At 31.1% G+C, this 823-nt stretch carries 2 protein-coding genes; both read right to left on the reverse strand.

What is annotated here, in order from left to right; translation table 11 throughout:
* Positions 1 to 49 precede the first annotated feature (49 nt).
* Entirely contained in the window at positions 50 to 250 is a 201-nt protein-coding gene (locus BG20_RS01000) for a hypothetical protein (protein WP_010189753.1), read from the reverse strand.
* Positions 251 to 285: 35 nt separating this feature from the next.
* The coding region (locus tag BG20_RS01005) for a 6-hydroxymethylpterin diphosphokinase MptE-like protein (RefSeq protein ID WP_048096957.1) at positions 286 to 823 on the reverse strand (538 nt) is incomplete at its 5' end.

The following is an 823-nucleotide window of genomic DNA, read 5'->3' on the forward strand; positions in this document are numbered from 1 at the left end:
ACCATCACTACCACTTGTTATGGGAATAGAATTTTTTTCTGACTTTTCGCTAGGGATAGTTTTTGCAGGTGACTCTAGAGTTTTTTGTAATGGCTGAGGCCTTAGTGAAACTAGATTCTTTTAATACTAAATCTAAAATTATAATGTTTTTTTCTAATAGTTCTATGGCTTTTTGGTGCTTTTCTATTTGTTTAGCTAAATTATCTCTAATGGCAACTGTATCTCGTATTTGCTCTTCAGAGAACTTCATGATTTCTTTCTGAGCATATGGGTATTAAATGCATTCTAGGTAATTATGATATTTATTTTACCATAGGGAATTTTTTCAAATCCGTCAATTGGGATTGATGTTGTAAATAACTGCGATCTTGTTTTTTTTGCTAGCCATTCTAAAAGTGATTTGGCTTTTCTTAATTTTTTTAATTTGGTGTTTCTATCATTTACTTTTGTTTTAGAGTAAATTCCTATTTTTTCTCCAAAATCCATACCAAACAAAATAATCTTTTTTGCCTCAAAGTGACTTGCAAGAAAAACTGCCCTATCACCATCAGTGAAACCCCCGAAATTCTGTATTTTTTTAAATGGTTTTGATTGAGTTGTTCCAACATAATTTTTAAAATTTGCCGCAAGATTTAGCCTGACTATGTTGTCTCCATGTGCATGCACAACAAAAATCGAATCAGTTTTTCCAACTTTAATTAATGATTCTTTATCTCCATCCAAGTCAGTGACAATAATGTCAGGATTTATTCCATTTTCAACTAGAACCTTTACTGCGCTGTCTGCCACAATTTTTAATTCTTTTTTAAAATTTTTCAGCACT

The sequence above is a fragment of the Candidatus Nitrosarchaeum limnium BG20 genome (assembly GCF_000241145.1).
In the GTDB taxonomy this organism is placed as follows: domain Archaea; phylum Thermoproteota; class Nitrososphaeria; order Nitrososphaerales; family Nitrosopumilaceae; genus Nitrosarchaeum; species Nitrosarchaeum limnae.